The sequence below is a fragment of the Microbispora siamensis genome (assembly GCF_016863095.1).
Taxonomy (GTDB): Bacteria; Actinomycetota; Actinomycetes; order Streptosporangiales; family Streptosporangiaceae; genus Microbispora; species Microbispora siamensis.
Genome location: NZ_BOOF01000028.1, coordinates 133,793 through 157,013, shown reverse-complemented (window position 1 = coordinate 157,013; position 23,221 = coordinate 133,793). Strand labels below are relative to the sequence as shown.

The 23,221-nt window shown below is 73.3% G+C and carries 16 protein-coding genes; 13 read left to right on the top strand and 3 right to left on the bottom strand.

What is annotated here, in order from left to right; translation table 11 throughout:
• Positions 1-73: 73 nt before the first annotated feature.
• Positions 74-850, bottom strand: coding sequence for an isocitrate lyase/PEP mutase family protein (locus Msi02_RS23395; protein ID WP_204050261.1), 777 nt, complete (start codon positions 848-850; stop codon positions 74-76).
• A 171-nt stretch (positions 851-1,021) separates the two neighbouring features.
• Here Msi02_RS23395 and Msi02_RS23390 point away from each other — a divergent pair, with 171 nt between their 5' ends.
• The gene (locus Msi02_RS23390) at positions 1,022-1,669 is read left to right on the top strand and encodes a mycothiol-dependent nitroreductase Rv2466c family protein (protein ID WP_079314370.1); all 648 of its coding nucleotides are present in this window, start codon (positions 1,022-1,024) and stop codon (positions 1,667-1,669) included.
• 25 nt (positions 1,670-1,694) lie between these two features.
• On the opposite strand, the gene Msi02_RS23385 is transcribed toward Msi02_RS23390, so the two are convergent.
• Positions 1,695-2,633, bottom strand: coding sequence for a LysR family transcriptional regulator (locus Msi02_RS23385; protein WP_204050260.1), 939 nt, complete (start codon positions 2,631-2,633; stop codon positions 1,695-1,697).
• Positions 2,634-2,732: 99 nt separating this feature from the next.
• On the opposite strand from Msi02_RS23385, the gene Msi02_RS23380 reads away from it, so the two are divergent.
• The 5 genes from Msi02_RS23380 to Msi02_RS23360 all read left to right on the top strand — a co-directional run bounded on the left by Msi02_RS23380 (position 2,733) and on the right by Msi02_RS23360 (position 11,455).
• On the top strand, positions 2,733-4,763 hold the full coding sequence (locus tag Msi02_RS23380) for an FAD/NAD(P)-binding protein (protein WP_204050259.1): 2,031 nt from the start codon (positions 2,733-2,735) through the stop codon (positions 4,761-4,763).
• Positions 4,760-6,139, top strand: a complete 1,380-nt coding sequence (locus Msi02_RS23375) for a nitrosuccinate lyase (RefSeq protein ID WP_204050258.1) — start codon at positions 4,760-4,762, stop codon at positions 6,137-6,139. The genes Msi02_RS23380 and Msi02_RS23375 overlap by 4 nt, the downstream gene beginning before the upstream one ends.
• Before the next feature lie 11 nt (positions 6,140-6,150).
• Positions 6,151-7,218 (top strand): nitronate monooxygenase, encoded by a 1,068-nt coding sequence (locus Msi02_RS23370; protein ID WP_275414164.1) that lies wholly within the window; start codon positions 6,151-6,153, stop codon positions 7,216-7,218.
• 210 nt (positions 7,219-7,428) lie between these two features.
• The gene (locus Msi02_RS23365) at positions 7,429-8,559 is read left to right on the top strand and encodes an ROK family protein (RefSeq protein ID WP_239108639.1); all 1,131 of its coding nucleotides are present in this window, start codon (positions 7,429-7,431) and stop codon (positions 8,557-8,559) included.
• A gap of 265 nt (positions 8,560-8,824) precedes the next feature.
• Positions 8,825-11,455, top strand: coding sequence for a discoidin domain-containing protein (locus Msi02_RS23360; RefSeq protein ID WP_204050257.1), 2,631 nt, complete (start codon positions 8,825-8,827; stop codon positions 11,453-11,455).
• A 78-nt stretch (positions 11,456-11,533) separates the two neighbouring features.
• Here Msi02_RS23360 and Msi02_RS23355 read toward each other — a convergent pair whose 3' ends face one another.
• Positions 11,534-12,859, bottom strand: a complete 1,326-nt coding sequence (locus Msi02_RS23355) for an ATP-grasp domain-containing protein (protein WP_204050256.1) — start codon at positions 12,857-12,859, stop codon at positions 11,534-11,536.
• A 302-nt stretch (positions 12,860-13,161) separates the two neighbouring features.
• Here Msi02_RS23355 and Msi02_RS23350 point away from each other — a divergent pair, with 302 nt between their 5' ends.
• The 7 genes from Msi02_RS23350 to Msi02_RS23320 all read left to right on the top strand — a co-directional run bounded on the left by Msi02_RS23350 (position 13,162) and on the right by Msi02_RS23320 (position 23,212).
• On the top strand, positions 13,162-13,470 hold the full coding sequence (locus Msi02_RS23350) for a chorismate mutase family protein (protein ID WP_030509683.1): 309 nt from the start codon (positions 13,162-13,164) through the stop codon (positions 13,468-13,470).
• Positions 13,471-13,525: 55 nt separating this feature from the next.
• Positions 13,526-15,601, top strand: a complete 2,076-nt coding sequence (gene pabB / locus Msi02_RS23345; RefSeq protein WP_204050255.1) for an aminodeoxychorismate synthase component I — start codon at positions 13,526-13,528, stop codon at positions 15,599-15,601.
• A gap of 2 nt (positions 15,602-15,603) precedes the next feature.
• Complete coding sequence (locus Msi02_RS23340) at positions 15,604-16,644, top strand: prephenate dehydrogenase/arogenate dehydrogenase family protein (RefSeq protein ID WP_204050254.1); 1,041 nt, start codon at positions 15,604-15,606, stop codon at positions 16,642-16,644.
• 5 nt (positions 16,645-16,649) lie between these two features.
• The gene (locus Msi02_RS23335; RefSeq protein WP_204050253.1) at positions 16,650-18,341 is read left to right on the top strand and encodes a class I adenylate-forming enzyme family protein; all 1,692 of its coding nucleotides are present in this window, start codon (positions 16,650-16,652) and stop codon (positions 18,339-18,341) included.
• 159 nt (positions 18,342-18,500) lie between these two features.
• The gene (gene aroF, locus Msi02_RS23330; RefSeq protein WP_079314375.1) at positions 18,501-19,583 is read left to right on the top strand and encodes a 3-deoxy-7-phosphoheptulonate synthase; all 1,083 of its coding nucleotides are present in this window, start codon (positions 18,501-18,503) and stop codon (positions 19,581-19,583) included.
• A gap of 33 nt (positions 19,584-19,616) precedes the next feature.
• On the top strand, positions 19,617-21,734 hold the full coding sequence (locus Msi02_RS23325; protein WP_204050252.1) for a molybdopterin oxidoreductase family protein: 2,118 nt from the start codon (positions 19,617-19,619) through the stop codon (positions 21,732-21,734).
• The gene (locus Msi02_RS23320; protein ID WP_204050251.1) at positions 21,731-23,212 is read left to right on the top strand and encodes an FAD-dependent oxidoreductase; all 1,482 of its coding nucleotides are present in this window, start codon (positions 21,731-21,733) and stop codon (positions 23,210-23,212) included. The genes Msi02_RS23325 and Msi02_RS23320 overlap by 4 nt, the downstream gene beginning before the upstream one ends.
• The last annotated feature ends 9 nt before the right edge of the window (positions 23,213-23,221 follow it).

Below are 23,221 nucleotides of genomic sequence, written 5' to 3'. Positions count from 1 at the left end.
ACGCGGGAGAGTCCGCTTCACCCCCGGCCTGAAGGCCGGAGCGCTGCGGACGAATCAGGTAGCGAGGGCGTGGTCAGGCGGTCGGGAAGGGGTCGTCTCCCCGGGCGATCGTGTCGAGCATGCGGGCCGTGAACGCCTGGGCGGCGCGGTGGATGCCGGGACCGAAGCTGACTCTGGCGACGCCGAGGGCCGCGAGGTCGCGGATGGCCGGCACGCCGGGCCGGAACAGCACGTTGATCGGGCCGCCGATCTCCCGGGCGAGCGTGCCGATCACCTCGGGGTCGCTCGCGAGGATGGGGTAGACGCAGTCGGCGCCCGCCTTGAGGTAGCGGCCGCCCCGGTCGAGCGCCTCCGCGAGCCTCTCGCCTGGGGTCCCCGAGCCGTGGATGAAGGTGTCCACGCGGGCGTTGATCACGAGGCCGGTTCCGGCCTCGGCCGCCGCCGCCCGTACGGCGGCCAGGAAGTCCGCCTGCTCACCGGGGTCGATCAGCGCTCCGGTCGCCGGGTCGGAGTCCTCCAGGTTGCAGCCCACGGCGCCCGCGGCGGCGAGCCGTTCGACGAGTTCGGCGGGCTCAAGGCCGTAGCCGCGCTCGACGTCGGCGGTGACGGGGACCGTCACGGTCCGGGTGATGCGGGCCACGGCCGCGAACATCTCGTCCACCGGCGTGTCGTGCCCGTCCTCGTAGCCCAGGACGGCGGCGACGGCGGCGCTTCCGGTGGCGACGGCGGGGAATCCCGCCGCCTCGACGGCGCGCGCCGACGCGGCGTCCCAGGCGTTGGGCAGCACGACGGGGTCGCCGGGCACGTGGAGCGCCCGCAGGGCCGCCGCCTTGTCGTGGATGTCAGCCATACGGACACACTAGAGAGCCCGGCAGGCAGGAACGCCAGCGGTTGCCCGGTAATCAGGGGAAACCGCCGGTGGTTTGAGGGGTCGAGTCCGGTGTCGTGGCCCTCCTGCCATTGGATACGCTCGCGAAACCGGCCCCCCGATCCCCCGACCCCATCTCGTCAGGAGAGTTTCATGAGCGACATCGACAGCGCCGCCGACCAGGCCGGGGCGGACAGCCGTCCCCGAGTGGACTTCTACTTCGACCCCGTCTGCCCCTTCGCCTGGGTCACCTCGCGGTGGATCCTGGAGGTCGAGAAGCAGCGCGACATCGACCTGCGGTTCCGGGTGATGAGCCTTTCCGTGCTGAACGAGAACAAGAAGGACCTGTCCGACTTCTACCGCGAGGCGGTGCCCAGGTGGCGCGGCCCGGTCCGGGTGTGCATCGCCGCCGCGCAGCACCACGGCGAGGGCGTGCTGCGCGACCTGTACACCGCGATGGGCACCCGCATCCACAACCAGGACAACAAGGACTACGGGGTGGTGGCCAAGGAGGCGCTCGCCGAGGTCGGGCTGCCGGTCGAACTGGCCGACGCCGCCGGCACCGACGAGTACGACGAGGCCCTGCGCCGGATGCACCACGAGGGCATGGACCCGGTCGGCGACGAGGTGGGCACGCCCACGATCCACATCGACGGCGTGGCGTTCTTCGGCCCGGTGATGACCCGCATCCCGCGGGGCGAGGAGGCCGCCCGCATCTTCGACGGCGCCGTCGCCATGGCGAAGTTCCCGTACTTCTACGAGATCAAGCGCAGCCGTAACACCGACCCCGAATTCGACTGACGCACTCGCGGCCGGGCGGCGCCTGTCACCTCGGCGGCTCCTCCGGGGGCCGCCGGGGCGCCGCCTTGCCCGTGCTCCTGAACAGCGAACGCATGGTCGCCAGCGCGGGGGACCTGTCGTCGGACCGCCTGGCCAGGCTGATCGTCCGGTGCAGGCCCGGCGGGGCGAGGCGCCGTACGCCGAGGGGGTTTTCCGCCAGCTCGGCCACGGTCCTCGGCACGAGGGCGAGGCCCATCCCCCCGCTGGCCAGGGCGCACGACATGCCGTAGTTGCCCGTCTCGTACGCCACGACGGGCGGCGCCAGCCCCTCGCGGCGGAACAGCGCCTCCAGCGCCTCCCGGTTGGCCAGCCCGCGCGAGCCGCTGATCAGCGGCCGGCCGGCGAGCTCCGGCCACGGCAGCGGCTCGGCCGGATCGGTGAGCGCGTGCCCGGGGGCGGCCACCAGCACCAGCTCCTCCACCAGCAGCGCCTCGACGGTGACCCCCGAGGGCAACGCGGGGGCGGGCTGGTGTTCGTAGGTGTGCGTGAGCACGAGATCCGCCTCGCCCGCGGCCAGCGCGGGCAGCCCGGACGGCGGTTCGTACTCCTTCACATTCACCTCCACGGCGGGGTGAGCCCGCCGGAACGCCGCGAGGACCGGCGGCAACAGGTGGATGCCGGCGGTCGTGAACGTGCCGATCGTGATGTGTCCGCCGGACAGGCCGGCGAGCGCGGCCAGGCCGTGCCGGGCCCGTTCCAGCTCGTCGAGCACCCGCCGGGCGTGCTCCACCAGCAGCTCGCCGGCCGCCGTGAGCGTGGCGCCGCGACGGTGCCGGATCACGAGTACGGCTCCGGCCTCCCGCTCCAGCTTGGCGATCTGCTGCGACAGCGCGGGCGGCGTGTAACCGAGGCGGGCGGAGGCCCGGGTGATGGAACCGGCCTCGGCGACCGCCACCAGCGCCGCGAGGCGCGTCACATCGTGCATGAAGCAATGCTTAACACCGCCTCGCCAAATGTGACATACCTCACGAAGGCTCCGCTGCCGCATCCTCGACTCACGACCCGAGGGGAACTGGAGGAGCGGATGACCACAACACGATCGACCCGGCCGTTCGAGGTGTGCGTGATCGGAGCGGGACCGCGCGGGATGTCGGTGATCGAGCGGCTGTGCGCCAACGCGCGGCGGCTGCCGCCGCGGGCCCGCGTCCTGCTGCACGTCGTGGATCCGTACCCGCCGGGGGCCGGGCAGGTGTGGCGCACCGACCAGCCGGGCCAGCTGCTCATGAACACCGTCGCCTCGCAGGTCACGCTCTTCACCGATCCCAGCGTCGACATCCGGGGGCCGCTGGAGACGGGCCCCAGCCTGTACGAGTGGGCCCGGCACCTGGTGCTCTTCGCGGACAGCGGGCTCTCACCCGAGGGCGTCACGGAGGACGTGCTCGCCGAGGCGCGGCGGCTCGGGCCCGACACCTACCCCACCCGCGCCTTCTACGGCCGCTACCTGCGCTGGGTGTTCGAGCGGGTGGTCGCGCGGGCGCCCCGGCAGGTGGAGGTGCGGGTGCACGCCACGCGGGCGACCGCGCTCGACGACGTGCCCGGCACCGGCGCGCAGCGGGTGGTGCTCGAGGACGGCACCGTGCTCGGCTCGCTCGACGCGGTGGTCCTGGCCCAGGGGCACCTGCCGGTCGAGCCGTCGGCCGCCGAGCGGGAGGCGGCCGCGTACGCCGCCGCCCACGGCCTGGTCCACGTACCGCCCGCCAACCCCGCCGACGCCGACCTGAGCGCCGTACGGCCGGGGGAGGCGGTGGTGCTCCGCGGGCTCGGGCTCAACTTCTTCGACCACATGGCCCTGCTGACGCTCGGCCGCGGCGGCCGGTTCGAGCGCGACGAGGCGGGCCGCCTCGTCTACCGGCCCTCCGGCCGCGAGCCCCGCCTGTACGCCGGATCGCGCCGGGGCATTCCGTACCAGTCCCGGGGGGAGAACCAGAAGGGCGTCGAGGGCAGGCACGAGCCTCTGGTGCTCACGCCGAGCAGGATCGAGTCGCTGGCCGCGCGCTCGGCCGCCCGCGGCGGGCTCGACTTCCGCGCCGACCTGTGGCCGCTGATCGCCAAGGAGGTGGAGACCGTCTACTACGCCACCCTCCTGGCGCGGCGGGACTGCGGGTGCATGGCCGGCCGCTTCCGCACCGCCTACCTCGCCCACGCGTGGGGCGACGCGGGGGAGGCCATGGTGCTGGACGCCTTCGGCATCGGCCCGGCGCTGCGGTGGGACTGGGAGCGCGTGGCCGAGCCGTACCGGGGGATCGGCTTCGGCGGGCCGGACGACTTCCGCGAGTGGCTGACCGCCTATCTGCGCACCGACCTGGCGCAGGCCCGCGAAGGCAACGTCAGCGGGCCGCTGAAGGCCGCCCTCGACGTGCTGCGCGACCTGCGCAACGAGGTCAGGCAGGTGGTCGACCACGGCGGGCTCACCGGGCGGTCGCACCGCGACGACCTCGACCGGTGGTACACGCCGCTCAACGCGTTCCTGTCCATCGGGCCGCCGGCCGAGCGGGTCGAGCAGATGATCGCGCTCACCGAGGCGGGCGTGCTGACCGTCGTCGGCCCCGACATGCGAGTGCACGCCCGTGACGGCGCCTTCGAGGCCGAGTCGGCCGCCGTGCCGGGCTCCGCCGTACGGGCCAGGGTGCTCGTCGAGGCGCGCCTGCCCGAGATCGACCTGCGGCGCACGGCCGACCCCCTGCTGCGCCATCTGCTCGGCACCGGCCAGTGCAGGGCGTACGTGATCGGCGGGCGGCGTGGCGAGGACGGCCACGAGACGGGCGGCCTCGCGGTCACCCGCCGGCCCTACCGGCTCCTGGACGCGGACGGCCGGGCCCACCCGCGCCGGTTCGCGTACGGCGTGCCCACAGAGTCGGTCCACTGGGTGACGGCGGCGGGCGTGCGGCCGGGGGTGAACTCCGTGATCCTGGGCGACTCCGACGCCATCGCCCGCAGCGTCCTCGCGCTGACGCCCGCGCGGGCCCTTCCGCGCCGCCGCGCCGCCCGCGTGCCCGCCGGACCGCGTACGGCTCTCGCCGCCTCCTGCGGCGCGACGCGGACGGGCGTCCGATGAGCGACCTCGATCTGGGCCTGCTGTCCCCGGTACGGGTGGGTTCGGCGGCGGAGCGAGCGACCGGCGACGGCGCGTGGCTGCGCGCGATGCTCGACGCGGAGGCCGCCCTGGTCCGCGCGCAGGCCCGGCTGGGGGTCGTCCCGATGGAGGCCGCGGAGACGATCGGCACGGTGGCGGAGGCGGGCAACCTCGACCTGGCGGCCCTGGCCCTGCGCGCCCGCGAGGCGGCCAACCCCGTCGTGGCGCTGGTCGAGGACCTGACGGCCGCCGTGGCGGTGGTGGACCCGGCCGCGGCCGAATACGTGCACCGCGGCTCCACGAGCCAGGACATCATGGACACGGCCGCCATGCTGGTGGCCGTCCGGACCCTCGACCTGATCACCGTCGACCTGGACCGGGCCGCGACCGCGCTCGAGGGGCTCGCGGCGCGGCACCGCGACACGTTGATGCCGGGCCGCACGCTGACCCAGCAGGCGGTGCCCACCACGTTCGGCCTGAAGGCGGCCGGGTGGCTGCACGCCGTACGGACCGCCCTGGTGCGGCTGCGCCGCGTGCGCGCGGAGCTGCCCGCCGAGCTCGGCGGCGCGGCCGGCACGCTGGCGGGCTACGTGGAGTACGCGCGGATCGCCGGGGTGCCCGACCCCAGGGCGTACCCGGAGCGGCTGATCGCCGCGTTCGCCGCCGAGGTGGGGCTGGCCGAGCCGGTGGTCCCCTGGCACGTCCTGCGGATCCCGATCGCCGACCTCGCCGGGGCGCTCGCCCTCACGTCGGGGGTGCTCGGGAAGATCGCCGTGGACGTGCAGTCGCTGTCGCGCACCGAGGTGGCCGAGGTCGTGGAGCCGGCCGCCCCCGGCCGGGGTGTGTCGTCGGCGATGCCGCACAAGCGCAACCCGGTCTTCGCCACGCTCGTCCGGTCGGCGGCGATCCAGGTGCCCGCGCTCGCCGCGAGTCTCCACCAGTGCCTGCTCGCCGAGGACGAACGGCCCGCGGGCGCCTGGCACGCCGAGTGGCAGCCGCTGCGCGAGTGCCTGCGGCTGGTCGGCGGGGCCGCCGCCGTGACGGCCGAACTGGCCGAGGGACTCGTCGCGTTCCCCGAGCGCATGCGGGCCAACCTCGCGCTCACCGGCAGCCTGACCGTCACGGAACGGGCGGCCGCCGTGCTCGCGCCGGTCCTCGGGAAGGGCGCCGCCAAGCGGCTGCTCGGGGAGGCGTCCGCGATCTCGGCCGAGTCCGGGCGTCCCGTGGCCGAGGCGCTGGAGGAACTCCTGCCCGTGCCCGAGGGGCTGGACCTGGCCGGGCTGTTCGATCCCGCCGAGTACACGGGGGCGGCCGGAGCGCTCGTCGACCGCGTTCTACGCTGCTGTCCAGACGAGTGAGGAGGTCTCGCGTGACCGGTCGCGTCCTTCCCTTCGGGCCGTCGAGCCCGATCATCCAGGCCCCCATGGCGGGTGGCGGATCCACCCCGGCCCTGGCGGCGGCGGTGTCCGGGGCGGGCGGCCTCGGGTTCCTCGCGGCGGGCTACCGTACGGCGCAGGACGTGCGCCGGGAGATCGCGGCGGTGCGTGAGCGGACGGACCGGCCGTTCGGCGTGAGCGTCTTCGTCCCCGATTTCGAGGTCGTCCGTGAGGAGCCGGGCGCCGCCGCGGCGGTGGCCCGCTACCGCGAGGAGCTCGCCCCCGAGGCCGAGCGGTACGGCGTGACGCTGCCGGAGGCCCCCGCGTGGGACGACGACGAGTGGGACGCCAAGATCGACCTGCTGGTGGACGAACGGGTTCCGGTGGCCGGTTTCACCTTCGGCTGCCCGCCGCCCGAGGTGACGGCCCGCCTCCACGACGCCGGTGCCGTGATCACGATCATGGTGAACACCCCGTGGGAGGCGGTCGCGGCGGCCGAGGCCGGCGCAGACGCCGTGGTCGTCCAGAGCTCCGGCGCGGGCGGGCACCAGGCGGCCTTCCTGCCCCCGCCGCCCTCCTGGGAGGCGCCGGACGACCTGCCGGAACTCGTGGCCCTCGTGCGGGAGGCGACCGACGTGCCGCTCGTGGCCGCCGGGGGAATCATGGACGGCGCGGACGTCGCCGCCGTCCTCGCCGCGGGCGCGGTCGCGGCGCAACTGGGCACCGCCTTCCTGCGCACCCCGGAGAGCGGGGCGCACCCCGTGCACAAGGCCGCCCTCGCCGATCCCCGGTTCACCCGCACCGCGTTCACCCGGGCCTTCTCCGGACGTACGGCGCGCGGCCTGGCCAACCGGTTCATGGCCGAGCACGAGGCGTCGGCGCCCGCGTACTACCCGCAGGTGCACCACCTGACGAAGGGGCTGCGCCGGGCGGCGGCGGAGCACGGCGACCCCGAGGCGATGGCCCTGTGGTGCGGCCGGGGATACCGCCGCTGCCGCGACCTCCCCGCCGCGGCCCTCGTCGAGACCCTCATGAAGGAACTCGCGGCCGCCCGCGCCTGACACGTTCGTTCAAGAGTCGGAGGAAGAGCGAGGCGATACGGCGGCTTAATGGGCGGGTAACCCGGAGATGCGACCGTGAAGAGGCCGGCAGAGGGCGGAGGTGCTTGTTTTCGCCTCTGAACTAAGATGACCCTGTCGCGACGGGGAGGGTGGGTCATGGCGAGGCCTCAGCGTAGGACGGTACGGGACATCCGCAGAGGGAACCGGGCCGTGTTGCTGCGCGCGCTCTACTTCTCCGGCCCGACCAGCCGCAACGACCTCACCGCGCGCACCGGCCTGAGCGCCGCCACGGTCAGCACGATGACCGCCGACCTGCTGGGCGAGAACATCGTCGTCGAGGCCGGCCAGGTGGAGTCCGACGGCGGTCGGCCCCGCGTGCTGCTGCGGGTCAACCCCGAGTACGGCTTCGCGGTGGGCGTCGACGTGGCCGAGACGCACGTCCGGGTGGGGTTGTTCGACCTGGAGATGACCGAGCGGGCCAAGGTGGACTACATGCTGCGGCCGGCCCGCCACGACCCCGAACTGGTCGCCCGGCACATCCTCGCGGGGGTCGAGGTCGTGCTGTCGGACGCGGGCGTGTCCCCCGAGCAGGTGCTCGGCATCGGCGTGGGGGTTCCCGGCATCGTCGAGCCGGGCGCCGACGGCGTCATCCACGCCAAGACCTTCGGCTGGGACGGCGTTCCGCTTGGAGCGCTCCTGCGGCGCGGGACCTCGCTCCCGCTGTACGTGGACAACGGCGCCAAGACGATGGGCCAGGCCGAGCTGTGGTTCGGCTCGGGCCGGGGCGCCTCGGAAGCGGTCATCGTGCTGCTCGGCGTGGGGGTCGGCGCGACGATCGTGGCCGACGGCACCACGTTCCGCGGGGTCAGCAGCAGCGCGGGCGAGTGGGGCCACACGAAGATCGTGGCGAACGGGCGGCCCTGCCGCTGCGGCGGACGCGGCTGCCTGGAGGCGTACGTCGGGATCGAGGCCATCCTCGACCGGGCGGGCGTCACCTCGCGGGGCGACTGGGAGGAGGACCTCGCCGGCGTGCTGGCGTCGAAGTCCCCGGTGGTCGAGGAGACCGTCACCTATCTGGGCGTCGGCCTGGCCAACCTGGTCAACCTGATCAACCCCGAGAAGATCGTGATCGGCGGCTGGGTTGGGGTCCAGCTCGGCGAGAGCCTGCTGCCCGACATCCGCCGCGCCACCGCGGCCAACTCGCTGGCCGAGCCGTACGCCGCGACGTCGATCGTCCTCGGCCGCCTCGGTCCCGACGCCGTCGCGCTGGGGGCCGCCACGCTGGTCCTGGAGGAGTTCCTGAACGCGCCCCAGGTGGCCAGGATCACCGCCGCCGGCTGACGGCAGGACAAGCCGTGCGGAAAGACCCCGCACGCGGCCGGTGACGCCGGACGTCCTCGACATCGGTCTCCCTGCTCGTGTGTCCAGGACTGGGAGAGCGCTCTCCAAGGGAGAGTACCACCACTGTTACAGAAACGGTCAATAGATATTTCTGATCGTGAACTAAGCCTTGACATAAGCGGAGCCGCAGGCGCACGCTCATGCCGCTGGACCTCTCTCATCCCCCCGACCCTCGCCCGAGGGGCTCCGCACCAAGGAGACGTGCATGCCTCCCTCCTCCCCGCCTCACCCCGCGCCCGGACGACTGCGCCGGCGGCGCGGACGCTCCGGCCTGGTCGCCGCCGCGCTCGTCGCGCTGGCGACCTTCGCGGCCGTGACCGGCGTCGTCCCCGCCACCTACAGCGCCGCGGCGGCGGCCTGCGGCACGACCAACGTCGCGCAGGGCAGGCCGTCGTCGGCCTCCTCCACGGAGAACGCCGGAACGCCCGCGTCGGCCGCGTTCGACGGCGACACCTCCACCCGCTGGTCGAGCGCGTTCAGCGACCCGCAGTGGATCCAGGTTGACCTGGGCAGCTCACAGCAGATCTGCCGGGTCGTGCTCAACTGGGAGGCCGCCCGCGCCCAGACGTTCAAGATCCAGGTGTCGGCCGACGGCTCGGCCTGGTCGGACGCGACCGCCACGGTGAACGGCGCGAGCGGGACGCAGTCGCTCGACCTGACGGCCACCGGCCGCTACGTCCGGATGTACGGGCTCACCCGCGCCACCGCGTACGGCTACTCGCTTTGGGAGTTCGCCGTCAACGTCGCCTCCGGCGGCGGGAACACCTGCGGCACCGCGAACGTCGCGCAGGGCAAGCCGTCGTCGGCCTCCTCCACCGAGAACGCCGCGTCCCCGGCGTCCGCCGCGTTCGACGGCAACACCGGCACCCGGTGGTCGAGCGCGTTCAGCGACCCGCAGTGGATCCAGGTGGATCTCGGCAGCTCACAGCAGATCTGCAAGGTGATCCTGAACTGGGAGGCCGCCTACGCGAAGACGTTCAAGATCCAGGTCTCGCCGGACGGTTCGGCCTGGTCGGACGCGACGGCCACGGTGAACGGCGTGAGCGGGACGCAGTCGCTCGACGTGTCGGCCACCGGCCGCTACGTCCGGATGTACGGCCTCACCCGCGCCACCGCGTACGGCTACTCGCTCTGGGAGTTCGCCGTGAACACCACCGGCGGCGGCGACGGCGGCCCCAATCTCCCTGGCGGCGGCGACCTCGGGCCGAACGTGAAGGTCTTCGACCCGTCGATGTCGAGCGCGAGCATCCAGAGCACGCTCGACACCATCTTCAAGCAGCAGGAGTCGAACCAGTTCGGCAGCCAGCGCTACGCGCTGCTGTTCAAGCCGGGCACCTACAGCGGCCTCAACGCCCAGATCGGCTTCTACACCTCGATCGCCGGTCTCGGCCAGTCGCCCGACAACGTGACGATCAACGGGGACATCACCGTCGACGCCGGGTGGTTCAACGGCAACGCCACCCAGAACTTCTGGCGGTCGGCGGAGAACCTGGCGGTCGTCCCGGTCAACGGCACCGACCGGTGGGCCGTGGCCCAGGCCGCGCCGTTCCGGCGGATCCACGTGCGCGGCGGGCTGAACCTCGCCCCCAACGGGTACGGCTGGGCCAGCGGCGGCTACATCGCCGACAGCAAGATCGACGGCACGGTCGGCCCGTACTCCCAGCAGCAGTGGTTCACCCGCGACAGCACCATCGGCGGCTGGACCAACGGCGTCTGGAACATGGTGTTCTCCGGTGTCGTCGGCGCTCCGGCGCAGAGCTTCCCGAACCCGCCGTACACGACGCTCGCGACCAGCCCCGTCACCCGGGAGAAGCCGTACCTGTACGTGGACTCGGGCGGCGCCTACCGCGTGTTCGTCCCGTCGCTGCGGACGAACTCCAGCGGCGTGAGCTGGGCGAACGGCGCGACCCCCGGCACGTCGATCCCGCTGACGCAGTTCTACGTCGCCAAGCCGTCCGACAGCGCCGCCACGCTCAACCAGGCGCTGAGCCAGGGCCTGAACCTGCTGTTCACGCCCGGCGTCTACCACCTCGACCAGACGCTGAACGTGACCCGGGCCGACACGGTGGTCCTCGGGCTCGGCTACGCCACGCTGATCCCGGACAACGGGGTCGTCGCGATGAACGTCGCCGACGTCGACGGCGTGAAGATCGGCGGCCTGCTCTTCGACGCAGGCACGGTCAACTCGCCGGTGCTGCTGCGGGTCGGCCCCGACGGCGCGTCCGCGAGCCACGCCGCCAACCCCACCTCGATCCAGGACGTGTTCTTCCGGATCGGCGGCGCGGGACCCGGCTCGGCCACGACCAGCCTGGTGGTGAACAGCAACAACACGATCATCGACCACATCTGGGCGTGGCGGGCCGACCACGGCGCGGGCGTGGGCTGGAACACCAACCCCGCCGACACCGGTCTGATCGTCAACGGCGACAACGTCACCGCGTACGGCCTGTTCGTCGAGCACTACAAGAAGTACGAGGTGATCTGGAACGGCCAGGGCGGCAAGACGATCTTCTTCCAGAACGAGCTGCCCTACGACCCGCCCAACCAGGCGTCCTGGATGAACGGCTCGACCCGGGGCTACGCCGCCTACAAGGTGGCCGACGGCGTGACCAGCCACGAGGCCTGGGGCATGGGCAGCTACTGCAACTTCAGCACCGACCCCTCGATCGTGGCCGAGCGCGGCTTCGAGGCCCCCAACAGGTCGGGCGTGAAGTTCCACGACCTGCTCACGGTGTCGCTGGGCGGCGTGGGGACGATCGCCCACGTCATCAACGACACGGGCGGCCCGGCTCAGGGCACGGCCACCGTCCCGGTCAACGTGGTCAGCTACCCCTGACGGTCCACACCCCCTGACAAGCGGGCGCGGCGGGAGGCTCATCGCCTCCCGCCGTGCCTCGCGCGTTCACGGGAACCGTCACATCCGGGCGCCGGCGGGTTCGGGGGCGAGCGTGTGGATCCGCACGGCGTGCCGTACGCGCATTTCGAGCTCGTCCAGCTCGGCCGGGGTGGGCGCGTCGATGAGGAACGTCACGGCGCGGTCGTCCGAGCTGCGCAGCGGCCCGAGCTCGGCGCCCCGGTCCTTGAGCACGAGCACGGCACGCAGGGTGGGCGGGTCGTCCGGGGCGCCGGGCTCGATCTCGGGCCACAGGCCGCCCTCGCCCACCCAGGCCGGTGAGATCCCCGGCCAGTCCACCGTCACGTCGCCGAGCAGCCCGGGCTCGTGCTCCAGGTAGACCTGGCGGGCGTACCGGCGCGGCGCGGGATAGGCGGCGGGCTCCCCGAGGGCGATGCGGATGATCTCCGGCTCCATCGGGACGCCGGTCGCGAGCGAGTAGAGGATCGACAGGCCGTCGCCGGGAGTGCGCGCGGCCACCTCCATCAGGTAGGTCCGGCCCGCGCCGTCCACCCGCCACTCGGCGTGCGCGATGCCGCTTCCGAAGGCCAGCCGTTCGAGCATGCGCCGGTTGGCGTCGAGGATGACCTCGTTCACGCCGTCGAGTTCGTTCGGGACCGAGTGGGACAGCTCGACGAAGGTGCGGGTGCCCGACTCGGTCGTCTCCTTGCGGGTCACCGAGGCGAAGACGACGCGGCCGTCCTGCACCAGGCTCTCCACGGAGAACTCCTGGCCCGTCACCTTCTCCTCCACCAGCACCGTCTCGTGCGGCAGGTACGCGTCGAGCTGGGCGCGCAGTTCGGCCGGGTCGCGCACGGTCTCCACGCCGGAGCTGGAGTGCCGGCTCGCGGGCTTGACCACGGCGGGGAACGACACGCCGGCGGCGGAGAACGTCGCGCGCGCGGCCGGGGGGACGACCACCGAGGCCGGGCTGAACTCCGGCAGGTACCACCGCTGGAGGTACTTGCTGCGGCAGGCGCGGGTGGCCCGCAGGCCGGGGGAGGGCAGCCCCAGGGCGTCGGCGAGCAGGCCGGTCGGCTCGACCAGCGTCTCGCCCACCGCGTAGACGCCGGCGATGTCGTAGCGGTCCCGCCAGGCCCGTACGCCGGAGATCACGCCCGCGGTGAACGAGTTGTCCGTGTTGACGTCGCCGTCGGTGAAGGCGATCTCTTCGATGACCGAGGCCGGGTGCGAGGGATCGCGCATCTGGGCCAGGGCCTGCTCCCGCCAGGAGGCCGGCGTGACCACGAGGATCCGCAGCCCCCGGCGGGACAGTTCGCGCAGATAAAGAGGGGCCCGGCAGATCACCAGGAATGATCCGGTAAGTACGAATGCTCGAGGTTTCACTTTCGTCACCGCCGTTTCTCGCACGTGCTCACAGGCACTTCGCGATCGGAGATTAGTTCCCCCATTTTCGGACGGTCAATGAAATTTCCCGATCATTCGGGATGAGCCGTTTCCCGATAGGGGTGAACCGGGGTCGCCGGCCGCTCTTCGTCAACGCGGCCTCGGGGGTACCGAGAAGTCCGAGGTCATCCCGGATTGTCCGGCTGTGCTGTGGGGCCGTTAGGGGTTGTGACAAATGCGCGCCGGATCGAATCCTGAATTAGCCGGAACATCCGTGCACCCCGGATTGGAGGGCTGTTGACATGGCTGGCAACGGCGCCGGAGAAGACGGTCTGGAGACGCTGCGGGCCTCGCTCGACCGTATCGACGAGTCGCTGCTCGACACACTGCGCAGGCGCATCGAGTGCTGCGTGGAAATCGCGCATTTCAAGCGCGAGCACAACGTCCCGATGATGCAGCCCCACCGCATCGGCATCGTGCAGCGGCGGGCCGCCCGATACGCGCAGGACCACGGAATCGACCCCGACTTCCTGCGCCGCCTCTACGAACTCGTCATCGCGGAGACCTGCAGGGTCGAGGACCTGGTGATCGGCGATGTCGCCGCTCGGTGAACGCGGCGCCGGCGGCTCACCCGGCTATTCCGACACGGCTTGGAGGAACCCCGGAATGAGAACGATCCTGATCGACAATTACGACTCGTTCACCTACAACCTCTATCAGCTCCTGGGTGAGGTGAACGGGCAGCCGCCGGTCGTGGTGCGCAACGACGCCGACTGGTCCCAGGTGCCGATCCACGAGTTCGACAGCGTCGTGATCTCCCCGGGTCCCGGTCGGCCCGAGCGGGCCCGCGACTTCGGCGTGAGCGCCCGGGCCATCCGCGAGAGCGGGCTGCCCGTGCTCGGCGTCTGCCTCGGCCACCAGGGCATCTGCCACCTGTTCGGCGGGACCGTCACCCACGCGCCGCAGCCGATGCACGGCCGCGTCTCGCAGGTGCGTCACACCGGCGCCGACATCTTCGCCGGCCTGCCCTCGCCGTTCTCGGTCGTGCGCTACCACTCGCTGGCCGCCACCGACCTGCCGGACGAGCTGGAGGCCGTGGCCTGGACCGACGACGGCGTGGTCATGGGAGTGCGGCACCGCACCGAGCCCATCTGGGGCGTCCAGTTCCACCCCGAGTCGATCAGCAGCGAGCACGGCCGCGAGCTGCTGGCCAACTTCCGCGACCTCGCACTGGCCCACCGCAGGGCCAGGCAGGAGCGCGCCGCCGCCGCCCGCTCGCCCTTCCAGGTGCACGTGCGCAGGCTGCCGCTGCTGCCGGACGCGGAGAGCGCCTACCGGGAGCTGTTCGCGGGCAAGGAGCACGGCTTCTGGCTCGACAGCAGCTCGGTGATCGAGGGGCTGTCGCGGTTCTCGTTCATGGGCGACGGCTCAGGCCCGCTCGCCGAGTACGTCACCTACCGGGTGGCGGAGGGAACGGTCACCGTACGCCGGTCCGACGGGTCGCGGCAGCGGGTCGAGCAGCCGTTCTTCGAATACCTGGACGAGCGGTTGCGCGAGCGCGCCGTTCCGGCGCCCGAGGGCCTGCCGTTCGACTTCAACCTCGGGTACGTCGGCTACCTGGGCTACGAGCTCAAGGCCGAGGCGGGCGGCCAGGCCGCGCACCAGGCCGAGGAGCCCGACGCGGCGCTGCTGTTCGCCGACCGGATGCTCGTGCTCGACGACGTGGAGGGCGTCTGCTACCTGCTCGCGCTGGCCGGAAACACGGACGAGAGCGCGGACGGCGGCGCGCTCGCCTGGCTGGACGAGACCGCCGCGCGGCTGTTCTCCCTGCCCAGGCGTGAGACGGCCGAGCCGGTCGCGTTCGCGGGGGTCGGCATGACCGATCCGGCGATCGCCGGCGCGGTGGAGATGCGGCACGACAAGCAGGGCTACCTCAGCCGGATCGGCGACTGCCTGGAGGAGATCTACCACGGCGAGTCCTACGAGATCTGCCTGACCAACGCCGTCACCGTCCGCGCCGAGATCGACCCGCTGCGGACCTACAGCCACCTGCGGAAGATCAGCCCGGTGCCGTACGGCGCGCTGCTCGACTTCCCCGACGTCGCGGTGCTCAGCGCCTCGCCCGAGCGGTTCATGACGATCGGCCCCGACCGGGTCGCCGAGTCCAAGCCGATCAAGGGCACCCGGCCGCGCGGCGCGACGCCGGAGGAGGACGAGGCGCTCCGCCACGACCTGCTCAGCCGCGAGAAGGACCGCGCCGAGAACCTCATGATCGTGGACTTGATCCGCAACGACCTGAACACGGTCTGCGAGGTCGGGTCGGTGCACGTGCCCCGGCTTTTCCACGTCGAGACGTACGCGCCGGTGCACCAGCTCGTCTCCACGATCCGCGGCACGCTGCGGCCGGAGGAGTCGGTGGTGAGCTGTGTGCGGGCCGCCTTCCCCGGCGGATCGATGACCGGCGCTCCCAAGATCCGCACGATGGAGATCATCGACCGCCTGGAGGAGGGCCCGCGCGGCGCCTACTCCGGCGCGCTCGGCTGGTTCTCCCTGAGCGGGGCCACCGACCTCAGCATCATCATCCGCACCCTCGTCGCCACCCGGGACCGGGTCAGCTTCGGCGTCGGCGGCGCGATCGTGGCCCTGTCGGACCCCGAGGAGGAGTTCGAGGAGACGGTCGTCAAGTCCCGCGCCATGATCACCGCGGTGCTGGCCACCGCGGCCCAGACCGTGGGGGCCTGACGATGACTCGCGGGGACCACACGACGGACCTGCTGCGGCGCTGCGTCGTCGTCGGCGGCGCGGGCGCCGTGGGCGGCCTGTTCGCCGAGCACCTGCTGCGGTCCGGGGCCGAGGTGCTCGTCGTCGACCCCGGCGCCGGGGCGGCCCTCGCCGGCGGGCCGGCTGAGAAGGCACTGTCCGGCGGGCCGGCCGAGAAGACAGGGCACGGCGAGGCGAGGTTCCTGCGAGGCGACATCACGGACATCGGGCCCGATCTCCGCGAGGAGATCGGGCGGGCCGACCTCGTCCTGCTCGCGGTGCCCGAGCAGGTGGCGCTTGCGGCGGTGAAGCAGGTGGCCGCCGCGATGCGGCCGGGCGCGCTGCTCGCCGACACGCTCTCGGTCAAGGGCCCGATCGCCGACGAGATCCTGGCGCACGCCGGGGACGTCGAGGCGGCCGGTCTCAACCCGATGTTCGCCCCGTCGCTCGGCTTCGCGGGACGGCCGGTCGCCGCCGTCGTGGTCCACGACGGTCCCCGCACGAGGGCGCTGCTGCGGCTGGTCGAAACCTGGGGCGGCCGTGCCGTACGGCTCGGCGCGCACGAGCACGACCGGCTGGCCGCGGCGACGCAGGCGCTCACCCACGCGGCGGTGCTGTCGTTCGGGCTCGCGCTGGCCCGCCTCGGCGTCGGTGTCGCGGAACTGGCCGCGGTCGCCCCGCCGCCGCACGCGACGATGCTCGCGCTGTTGGCCAGGATCGCCTCGGGCACCCCGGAGGTCTACTGGGACGTCCAGTGGGCCAACCCGCAGGCCGCAGCCGCCCGCCAGGCCCTCGCCGAAGGCGTGCGCACGCTCGCCGGTCTCCTCGACGGCCGGGCGGACGGGGAGGCGGAGTTCGCGGCGGCTCTGGGCAGGCTGCGCGACCTCCTCGGCCCCGACCTCGGCTTCTACCGCGACACCTGCGCCGAGATGTTCGGCGCACTGCGTCCCTTCGAGCGCCCCCCGACCCCGTACGAGCCCAGCCCCACCACGAGCACGTCACCTCCCGTCACGACCGAAAGGTGAGACCGATGACCATCTCCATCTCCCACGAGACCGTCCTCACGCCGGAGCAGCGCGCCAGGTTCGCCGCGGACCCGGACCTCGGTGGCGGCAACCTGCTGACGAAGGCCATCGAGGCCAACCCCCACCCGGAGCTGCCGTTCATCCACCTGGGCAGGCCGCTGACCAACACCAAGGGTGAGCAGCAGACCGAGTTCAGCCTGCTCGACCTGGACGAGCTGGCCCAGAGCTGGTCGGTGTGGTACCTGCGCCAGGGCGTGCGGCCCCGCGACCGCGTGGCCATCTACCTGGAGGACTCCTTCGCCTACTCGCTGCACTTCTACGCGCTGGCCCAGATCGGCGCGGTGGCGGTGCTGGTCAACAGCAAGGCGTCGCGGTACATCGCCACCGAGCTGTGCCGCCAGACCAGCCCGGTCGGCATGTACACCGACCTCGCCCACCTGGAGATCCTCGGCGAGGAGTTCCACCTGCTGCCCGGCCTGCGGTGGACGCAGGTGGCCGAGGAGCTGCCCGCGCCCCCGCCGGCCGTGCTGCCGCAGGAGGCCCGCTTCCGCCACGTCGGCGAGGACCCGGTCTCGATCCTGCACTCCTCCGGCACCACCGGGCGGCCCAAGCCGGTCATCCAGACCCACCGCTCGTGCGTGGCCGGGCCGCGCTTCCGCCTCGTGGACCACCACGAGCAGCCGGGCGCCGTGATGATGACCGCGCTGCCGCAGTCACACCTCGGCTGCATCGCCTACACGACGTACGCCGTGCTGGGCGGCACGCCGATCGTGCCGTGGTACGACACCAGCGGCCCGGAGCTGGCCAAGGCCGTCGAGAAGTACCGCCCGACCACCGTCATGGCCTTCGGCCACGCGTACGCCGAGCTGGCGGGCGCGGACCTGCCGGCCGGGGCGATCGACTCCGTCAACGTCTGGATCTCCATCGGCGACGCGGTCCACGAGAAGCACATCAAGGGGATCCTGGCCAAGCGCGACCCGTCGCTGCCGCCGGCCGCGTTCTTCGACCGCCTCGGCACCACCGAGCTGGGCTGGGGCGTGCTGCTGAAGGTCCGCACGCTGGCCGACGAGCGCAACGACCGGTGCGTGGGCAAGCCGGTCGGCGTCGCCGAGGTCGCCGTGCTGCGCAGGGACGGCACGATCGCCGACGTCAACGAGGTCGGGCTGCTCGGCGCGAAGGGCCCGGCGATCACCGCCGGATACTGGAGCGACTCCGACACCACCTACCGCAGCAAGCTGTCGGGCTACTGGCTGACCGGCGACATGGCCTACCGCGACGAGGCGGGCAACTACTTCCAGGTCGACCGGGCGGTGGACGCGATCGAGACCCCGACCGGCACCGGCTACTCGGTCTTCATGGAGGAGCTGCTGCTCAACGACCTGCCCGAGGTCCTCGACTGCGCCGTGGTCGCGGGCATCCACCGCGGCCGCACGGTCCCGGTGGCGGTCGTGACGTCCAGCGCCGCCAGGCCGGACGCGCAGAAGCTGCTCAACGAGGCGAACGAGAAGCTGAAGGCCGCCGGCCACCCCGAGCTGACCATGCTGGAGGTCGCGCGCACCGAGGAGGACTTCCCGGTCGGCGTCACCGGCAAGGTCCTCAAGCGCCGGCTGCGGGAGAAGTACAGCTCGCTGTCCACCTACATCCGGGAGAACAGCGGCAGGCAGCTCGGCACGATCCTCACCGACGTCTTCGTCTGATCCGCCCGGCCCCCCGATTCCCGCGACCCGCACGCGGATCAACGGCGATCCGCACCCGATCCGCGCCGCCGGGCCGGAGGTTCCCCCCCAAGGCCCGGCCCGGCGGCGCACACGCAGAAGACGCTCCGACCCGACCACACGGATGTGGAGGAGATTCCCATGACCGACGCCGAGCTGTTGCTGGTGTTCGACTCGACGATCGATCCGTCCGGCATCGCCGGATGGGCCCAGCACTTCGACTCCACCGGCACCACGGCCACGACGTACCGGCTGGGCGGGGCGTACGTGATGGTGGCGCAGGGGCCCGGCACCCTGCTGCCTCTCCCGGCCGACCTGCCCGGGCCCCGGCAGACGGCACGGGCGAGCGGCGGTTTCCGGCTCGGCCGGCGCGAGCTGTTCCCCTCGGGCACGGCCGTGACGATCGGCTCCGCCGTGATCGGGGACGGGGACATCGCCGTCTTCGCCGGACCCTGCGCGGTCGAGAACCCCGGGCAGATGATGTCCACGGCCAGGGCCGTCGCCCGGCACGGCGCGGTCGGCCTGCGCGGCGGCGCGTTCAAGCCGCGCACCACGCCGTACTCCTTCCAGGGCCTCAAGTGGGCGGGCCTGGACCTGCTGGTGCAGGCCAGGGAGGAGACCGGCCTGCCGATCCTCACCGAGGTGGTCGATCCCCGGCACGTCGACCGGATGGCCGAGGTGATCGACGGCTTCCAGATCGGCACCCGCAACATGCAGAACTTCGAGCTGCTGACCGAGGTGGGCCGCAGCGGCATGCCCGCCGTGCTCAAGCGCGGCTTCGGCTGCACGGTGGACGAGCTGCTCACCGCCGCCGAGTACATCCTCGCCGAGGGCAACGACCAGGTCGTGCTGTGCGAGCGGGGGATCAGGACGTTCGAGGGGGCCACCCGCTTCACGCTCGACCTGTCGGCGGTGGCGCTGCTCAAGCGGCGCACCCACCTGCCGGTGATGGTCGACCCCAGCCACTCGCTCGGCATCCCCGAGCTCATCGAGCCGCTCACGCTGGCCGCCGTGGCGGCGGGCGCGGACGCCCTGCTGATCGACGTGCACGTCCAGCCCGAGCAGGCGCTGTGCGACGGCAAGCAGGCGCTGCTTCCCGAGGACTTCGCCCGGCTGATGAGCCGCCTGGAGATGCTCGCGCTCGGCGTCGGCCGCCGGCTGGCTCCGGCCCCGGCCGCCGACTACTCCGAAATCCACGACGCCCTCACCCCCGACGTCGTCTAGCTGCGTACGAGTGCCGGTCGAGGAGGTGGAGCGATGCGCGCGGCGACGAGCACGCGCCCGGCGGACGCCGCTGTCGGTGCCGTCGACACTCACTGCCCCTACTGCGCGTTGCAGTGCGGCATGACCCTCAGCCCGGCGGGCCGCGCCTCGGTGCGGATACGGCCCCGCGACCCGTCCGCCGGCGGACTGTGCCAGAAGGGCTGGACCGCCGCGGCCCTGCTCGGCTCGCCGGCCCGGCTCACCACCCCGCTCGTCCGGGACGGCGGGACCCTGCGCCCGGCGAGCTGGGACGAGGCCCTCGGCCTGGTCGCCCGCAGGATCAAGGAGATCACCGCGGAGCGCGGGCCGGACGCCGTCGCGGTCTTCGGCGGCGGCGGGCTCACCAACGAGAAGGCGTACCTGCTCGGCAAGTTCGCCAGGGTGGCGCTCGGCACCTCGCAAGTGGACTACAACGGCAGGTTCTGCATGTCGTCGGCGGCGGCCGCGGCGCACCGCGCCTTCGGCCTCGACCGGGGGCTGCCGTTCCCCCTGGCCGACCTGGAGGGCGCGGACGCGGTGCTGCTCGCCGGCGCCAACCCGGCCGAGACGATGCCGCCGTTCCTGTCACACCTGCGCCGCGCGACGGACGCCGGGGGGCTGATCGTGGTCGATCCCCGGCGCACCCCCACGGCCGAGCGTGCGGCGCTGCACCTCGCGCCCGCCCCGGGCACCGACCTCGCGCTGGCGCTCGGCATCCTGCACGCCGCCGTGGCCGACGGCCGCCTCGACCACGCGTACGTCGCCGATCGCACGACGGGCTTCGAGGAGGCCTGGCGGGTGGCCGCCGCCTGGTGGCCCGAGCGGGTCGAGCGGGTGACCGGCGTCGCCGCCGCCGACCAGCGCAGGGCCGCCGCGATCCTGTCCGAGGCCGCGAGCGCGTACGTGCTGACCGCCCGGGGGGCGGAGCAGCACGCCACGGGCGTGGACACGGTCGGGGCCTGGATCAACCTGGCGCTCGCGCTGGGCCTGCCCGGCCGCCCGGGCTCGGGCTGGGGCTGCCTGACCGGCCAGGGCAACGGGCAGGGCGGGCGCGAGCACGGGCAGAAGGCCGACCAGCTTCCCGGCTACCGGCGGATCGACGACCCGGCGGCCCGCGCGCACGTGGCGCGGGTGTGGGGGGTCGAGCCGTCCGCGCTGCCCGGGCCGGGACGGTCGGCGTTCGAACTGCTCGACGCGCTCGGCACCTCCGGCGGCCCGTCCGCGCTGCTGGTCTTCGGCAGCAACCCGGTCGTGTCCGCGCCGCATTCGGCCCGGGTCGCCGACCGGCTGGCCGCGCTCGACCTTCTCGTGGTCGCCGACATCGTGCTGTCGGAGACCGCCAGGGCCGCCGACGTGGTGCTGCCGATCACGCAGTGGGCCGAGGAGGACGGCACGCTGACCAACCTCGAAGGGCGCGTGCTGCTGCGCCGCCGCGCGCTGGCCCCGCCGCCCGGGGTGCGCACCGATCTCGAGGTCCTGCACGACCTGGCCGTACGGCTCGGGCAGCCGCCCGAGCGCTTCCCCTCCGACCCCGAGACGGTCTTCACCGAGCTGCGGGCCGCGTCGGAGGGCGGCCCCGCCGACTACTCGGGCGTGACCTGGGACCGGCTGCGGGCCGGGGAGCGGCTCCATTGGCCCGTACCTCGAACGCCGGGACACCAGGGGACGCCGCGGCTGTTCCTGGACCGGTTCGCCCATCCCGACGGGCGGGCCAGGTTCGCCGCCGTGGACCACAGAGGGCCGGCCGAGCCGCCGGACGAGGAGTACCCCCTCTACGCGATCACCGGCCGGGTGCTCCAGCACTACCAGTCGGGCGCGCAGACCCGGCGGGTGGAGGAACTGCGCACTGCCGTGCCCGAGGCGTACGTCGAGGTGCACCCGGACACCGCGCGGCGGGCCGGGCTGTGCGACGGCGCGACGGCGGCGGTCGCCGGCAGGCGCGGGCGGGTCATCGCGACGGTGCGCTGCGTGCCGTCGATGCGGCCCGACGTGGTCTTCCTGCCGTTCCACTTCCCGGGCGCCCAGCGCGCCAACCTCGTGACGAATCCGGCGCTCGATCCCGTCAGCCGGATGCCCGAATTCAAGGTCTGCGCCGTACGGCTGTCGCCGGCGGGGGAACGGGAGGCGCAGTGAGCACCAGAGTCGTGATCGCCGGCTACGGCATGGCCGGCGCCCGGCTGGCGGAGGAGATCCGCCGCCGGGATCCGGCGGGGGAGCGCGTCGCGATCGTCGCGATCGGGGACGAGCCGCACCCGCCGTACAACCGGGTCCTGCTGTCGAACGTGCTTGCGGGCGCGATGCCCGCCGAGTCGGTGCGGCTGCAGGAGGAGGGTTGGGCCGCCGCGCACGGCGTCGAGGTGCTGCGGGGCCGCGAGGTCGTCTCGATCGACCGCGCCGGACGCCGCGTCGCGCTCGACGGCGGCACGCGGGTCGGCTACGACGTGCTCGTGCTGGCCACCGGCGCCCGCGCGTGGGTGCCGCCCGTGGAGGGGCTGACCGGCGACGACGGCGCTCTCGCCCCCGGCGTGGCGACGTTCCGCACACTGGACGACTGCGCCGCGATCGCGGCCGGAGCGCGCGGCGGCGTGCGGGTGGCCGTGCTCGGCGGCGGCCTGCTCGGCCTGGAGGCGGCCCGGGGCCTGGTGGCGTGCGGCAACGCGGTCACCGTCGTCCACCCGCGCGGCCACCTGATGGAGCGCCAGCTCGACCACGGCGCGGGCCAGGTGCTCGCCCAGGTCCTGCGCGGCCTCGGCGTGCGGGTGCTGCTGAACTCGCGGGCGGCCCGCTACCTGCCCGGCGACGGGCTGAAGCTGGACGACGGCCGGCTGGTCGCCGCCGACCTCGTCGTCGTGGCGGCGGGGGTGCGCCCGCAGACCGCGCAGGCGTCGGCGGCCGGGCTCGACGTCGACGGCGGCGTGCTGGTGGACGACGACCTGCGCACGAGCGACCCGCTGATCCATGCGATCGGCGACTGCGCCCGGCACCCCGGCACGGTCCCCGGACTGGTGCAGCCCGCCTGGGAGCAGGCCGCCGCGCTGGCCGCGCTGCTCACCGGCACGCGGTCGCCGTACCGCGGCACGAAGGTGGTGACCCGGCTCAAGGCGAGCGGGGTGGACCTGGCCGCGCTCGGCGACGTGCACGCCGGGCCGGACGACCCGCGCGCCGAGGTGCTGTGGCTGAGCGAGCCGGCCCGGGGGCGCTACGCCAAGCTCGTCGTCCGCGACGAGCGGGTCGCGGGGGCCATCGCGCTCGGCGTGCCCGACGCCGCCGCCGCGATCACCCAGTTCTACGACCGCGGTCTGCCCGTGCCGCCCGACCGGCTCGCATTGCTGCTCGGCCGGGCCATGCCGTACGGCGAGGGCGCGGCCCCCGGCGGCGGGAACGCGGCGGCGCTGCCCGGGACGAGTGTGGTGTGCCGCTGCAACGCGGTCAGCAAGGACAAGCTGGTCGCCGCGTGGCGGTCCGGAGCCCGCGACCTGACCGCCCTCGCCTCGGCCACCCGGGCGACCACGGGCTGCGGCACCTGCACCGACGCGGTGTGCGGCATCGCCCGCTGGCTCGCCCGGGCGGAGAAGCAAGAAGCCGCCGGGGTGGCGCATGCCCAGTCGTGAGACCCCCAC

Bases quoted from the DNA above. Each gene is read 5' to 3' on its own strand.
- Msi02_RS23395 (WP_204050261.1), bottom strand. From the start codon at position 850: ATGGCTGACATCCACGACAAGGCGGCGGCCCTGCGGGCGCTCCACGTG.
- Msi02_RS23390 (WP_079314370.1), top strand. From the start codon at position 1,022: ATGAGCGACATCGACAGCGCCGCCGACCAGGCCGGGGCGGACAGCCGT.
- Msi02_RS23385 (WP_204050260.1), bottom strand. From the start codon at position 2,633: ATGCACGATGTGACGCGCCTCGCGGCGCTGGTGGCGGTCGCCGAGGCC.
- Msi02_RS23380 (WP_204050259.1), top strand. From the start codon at position 2,733: ATGACCACAACACGATCGACCCGGCCGTTCGAGGTGTGCGTGATCGGA.
- Msi02_RS23375 (WP_204050258.1), top strand. From the start codon at position 4,760: ATGAGCGACCTCGATCTGGGCCTGCTGTCCCCGGTACGGGTGGGTTCG.
- Msi02_RS23360 (WP_204050257.1), top strand. From the start codon at position 8,825: ATGCCTCCCTCCTCCCCGCCTCACCCCGCGCCCGGACGACTGCGCCGG.
- Msi02_RS23350 (WP_030509683.1), top strand. From the start codon at position 13,162: ATGGCTGGCAACGGCGCCGGAGAAGACGGTCTGGAGACGCTGCGGGCC.
- pabB (WP_204050255.1), top strand. From the start codon at position 13,526: ATGAGAACGATCCTGATCGACAATTACGACTCGTTCACCTACAACCTC.
- Msi02_RS23340 (WP_204050254.1), top strand. From the start codon at position 15,604: ATGACTCGCGGGGACCACACGACGGACCTGCTGCGGCGCTGCGTCGTC.
- Msi02_RS23335 (WP_204050253.1), top strand. From the start codon at position 16,650: ATGACCATCTCCATCTCCCACGAGACCGTCCTCACGCCGGAGCAGCGC.
- aroF (WP_079314375.1), top strand. From the start codon at position 18,501: ATGACCGACGCCGAGCTGTTGCTGGTGTTCGACTCGACGATCGATCCG.
- Msi02_RS23325 (WP_204050252.1), top strand. From the start codon at position 19,617: ATGCGCGCGGCGACGAGCACGCGCCCGGCGGACGCCGCTGTCGGTGCC.